This is a genomic window from Gelidibacter sp. (genome assembly GCF_035515035.1).
Lineage (GTDB): Bacteria > Bacteroidota > Bacteroidia > Flavobacteriales > Flavobacteriaceae > Gelidibacter.
Genome location: NZ_DATJCA010000003.1, coordinates 1 through 3,605, shown reverse-complemented (window position 1 = coordinate 3,605; position 3,605 = coordinate 1). Strand labels below are relative to the sequence as shown.

4 protein-coding genes and 1 pseudogene are annotated in these 3,605 nt (G+C 39.6%); all 5 read right to left on the bottom strand.

The window, feature by feature from the left end; genetic code table 11:
- Positions 1-43 precede the first annotated feature (43 nt).
- Entirely contained in the window at positions 44-973 is a 930-nt protein-coding gene (traM, locus tag VLZ86_RS00105) for a conjugative transposon protein TraM (protein ID WP_325447460.1), read from the bottom strand.
- Entirely contained in the window at positions 954-1,577 is a 624-nt protein-coding gene (locus VLZ86_RS00100) for a conjugal transfer protein TraK (protein ID WP_325447458.1), read from the bottom strand. Before VLZ86_RS00100 ends, traM begins: the two co-directional genes overlap by 20 nt.
- A gap of 11 nt (positions 1,578-1,588) precedes the next feature.
- Positions 1,589-2,431, bottom strand: coding sequence for a hypothetical protein (locus tag VLZ86_RS00095; RefSeq protein ID WP_325447462.1), 843 nt, complete (start codon positions 2,429-2,431; stop codon positions 1,589-1,591).
- A gap of 2 nt (positions 2,432-2,433) precedes the next feature.
- Positions 2,434-3,003, bottom strand: coding sequence for a conjugal transfer protein (locus VLZ86_RS00090; protein WP_325447456.1), 570 nt, complete (start codon positions 3,001-3,003; stop codon positions 2,434-2,436).
- A 1-nt stretch (position 3,004) separates the two neighbouring features.
- A pseudogene (locus tag VLZ86_RS00085) lies at positions 3,005-3,605 on the bottom strand (TraG family conjugative transposon ATPase); the annotation flags it as partial.

Below are 3,605 nucleotides of genomic sequence, written 5' to 3'. Positions count from 1 at the left end.
GTTTTTAAATGCCCATCCGCCTGCTGGCAGATAGGTTAAAGGTTTATTGTTTTGGTTTTAGAATTAGTTTGTAATTGTTCAAAACTGTTACTTTCACGCTGCGATTATTGCGCTTCAATACTTTGGTAATGCCACCAATTTGGGGTACACTTGGAATATTGATATCACCAATAATGTCGTCCATAACTTCATGGGTAGCTTCCGCTCGAAAGTTGTTTTCTACGTAAATACCTTCGCTACCATCTTGTAAATCAAAGGCCTTTAAACTTGTAGGATTGTGATTTATATTTTCGATTTTTATGATGGCCCGATTAGGTTGAAAAGAGATCAAGCCATAGATAGGTGTGTTCTTTTCAATAGTCTTATTATTGATTTTTGCAGTCTTAGAAAGACGCATTCTCAATCGTGAATTTGTTTTTACAATTTGGTTACCATCAACTATTACATAAATAATTTCATCTGTATTTTCTATGACTGAAATCTCATAAGGCTTGGGTGACGCCGCAAAAAATAGTTGATGTTCCAGGCCCAGTTCTTTGGCTTCAATCTTCTGTTCCCTTTTTATTTCTGTTGAATCTATTTCATGGACTTTTATAATTGTGGGTTTTTTATCTCCAAGATTCTGGTAGTACCGTTCCGAATATTTAATTTTCCCTGCGGCATAGATGCTGTCCACAATACGCTCTTTTTCACGGTCGGGAAGATCTCGATCATAAAAGCCAAGGGAATCGATTAGTTTTTCATCATAGATGCTGGGCGCATTGGTTTCTCTCACTTCCTTAAGGTCATTGATGGCATCCAATTTGGATTTGTACTGTTTTTGGTTTTCTTCCAAGGGCGGTACCAAGGTATGTTCAAGATTTTGGCCTTCGCTTCCATCTTCGCCCATAACCATCAAGGAATAGGAAATCAGGAATATGAAAATGACGGTTAAGAGGGTCGCAAAGACAATTTTATTTTTTTCTATTTTCATTTGGGATCTTTTTTAGAGTGTTTTCAAAGTAATCGGTAATTACCAATCCGTGCGGATTGTTCGGGAAGTTCCGGTCAACCAAAATTAGGTTGCCGGTGGATACCAATTCATAAGTATCGATGACCGAACCCCTGTTGATTTCAAAAATGGTGGTGGTCGTAAATTTATGGTTACCGTTGGACTCGGTAATTCTCGAATCGATGCTTTTCACTTTTTGAACCAAGGAATATTGCAGTAACCGATTGTACACACCATCCGCTTTTTTCTGTCGGTACAAATTGTCTACGGAACTATTGCCCAACCAAAGTGCTTTTTTCAAATGCCGCTCGTAGTTGCTTGCATCAATATTATAAAAGTACGTATGGAACAGTTCCAAATGTGCCAGTGCTTCTACCATAAAGTTCTCTTTTTGGGTGACGAGCTTCAGGGGAATAACACTGCCATCGGTATTTACGGCGAAGGCACTATTGAGCGCATTTTTATGGATTGTAAAGGCGATCCAAACGGAGAAGATGCTTGCTGCAAAAGCACAAACAACAACTGCCAAAACGATAAGTCTATTCAATTTGAGGAGGTTATAAATATTCTTATAGGGTGTTTTCATTGCTTTGTAAATTAATTGGTGAATAATCTGAGGGTGAAGGACGTGGCTCGCGCGTATAACTTGAATTTCAGGAAGACGATAAATCCAACCGAGCCTAGCTGTACCACAGGAGCAAAAAATCCTTGTCCGAAGTCGGTACCAAATAAGTTGGTCCAAAAATTGGTATTTATTTCAGTGTAGATCGCATTGATAAAGATGTTGACCAAAAAGAATGCAGGGACGAGCATATAAACCGCAGCGTAAAGTCTGAAAAAAGAATACGCAAGAGATCTGAATTTCTCGAATACCGCCAAACTGATGACTAAGGGGAAAAATGCCTGCATGATCCCCAAAAGAAAGAAGCGTTCTGCTAAAAAGAGTGGATAGATGAACAGGTCAAGGATCCAAAGAATGACACTCAGAATAAAAGCCAAAATCTTGAACCCATATAATGGGGTTACCAAGGCCTCGTAGAGCAAGGTCATGGCACTTTTCATGGCATCCATAAGATTGATATCCTCTTCTATGGCAATGTCCTGCAGATGTAAAGGCAAAAGGGCAGGAGCGGTCCCACGATATTGTGATTCTATCGCCACTAGTATGGCGTCAAAGAATTCCAATACTTGCGTTGAAAAGGTTACCAATAGGACGACTGCAAAATTCTTGGCCAGTTCCGCAGGGCTCAACCCCCAAGTGTAGCCGTCTTTATCCACGATACCTTCGTTATATTTCTTTAGAATATTGACCAGAAAGAAGAGCACCGCAAGGGCCTTCATCCCTGCAATGGTATATTGCGAAAAACTGCTGTTTTGAATGGTCTGGAAAATCGTATCGATATATTCCAGTCCTATCCCTAAAATTATCATACTGATTATGTTTAGTATTTCGTGTCCCGGTTATTGATTTTATCCTGCATTTTTCGGAAGGAAATAATGTCTTTATAGCGTTTGGTCCTAATCCCGATACTGGAAACCATTTCTTTAGACTCTTCCTCTTTTTGTTTCAAAATTCCAGCACGTTCGGCATCACTCATTTTGAGATAATCACTCGAAAGGATCTGATTTATGAAATCCATAGTCTCCAATGAATTTTGGACAATAGCATTGAAGGAGTCAGAGATGCGCGTCATTTCATCGGGTTTTATATAAGGGGAATTGAGAATATCCCTTAAATCATTTTGCATGACTCGGATGAGCCGTTGATTGTTCCGTCCAATCTCCCTGACGGCATTCATCTGTCGGACAACATTGTTGACCTTCTCGAGATTCTCCTTTTGCTGTTTTAGAAACTCAGCCGTTTTTAAAAGCTGTGAGGTTTGTTTGGCCGATTCTACAAGTGTTTTTACCAAGCTTACAAAGTTGGTGTTGTCGTAAACTGGCATTCCCTGGGAACGCATATTATGAGTCAATAGCAGGGCGATTGCGGAAAGAAGGAGTTTAATTTTCATTTTATAATGATTTAGATGTGAATTCAATGATTGCTTTTTCCATGTCCCGATGTTGTTCGTAAAGTGTCATTATTGCCTCGTTTTCCCGGCCATCCGTTAGATAAGCCGCATACACTTCCTTGGGAACTTCGAGCCTGAAAATGTTGCTTTCCTTTCCGATCTTGATAAACATCTCCGTGTATTTTCGGGGCCCTGAAAGATTGTTCTTGATGGACTTTAATTGGTTCAGATCGTGGGTTGAGAGGTTGAGTCTTTTAACCAGTTCGTCATAACCTTTTTCATTGTTGAGACTGTAAATGACCTGCGTATTTTCTAATATACTTGCGGAAGTAGAATTGTTCGGAAGCTGATTGATGGATTGTAAAATAATGCCAATGGCGCCATTTTGTTTTCGTATGGCCTGGTAGTAGAATTCTACACTTTCAAGGACGTTTTCGAACTTCAGCTGTTTAGCGAATTCATCAAAAAGGATAATGCCCTTTTCAGCTCTGTTTTTCCATATGGTTCTTTGTATAGCCGATTTGATCAGCTTCAACATCACGGACAGGATTTCTTTGTTGTCCTTGACTTCGTCCAGTTCAAAAACAATCAACCGTTTGTCT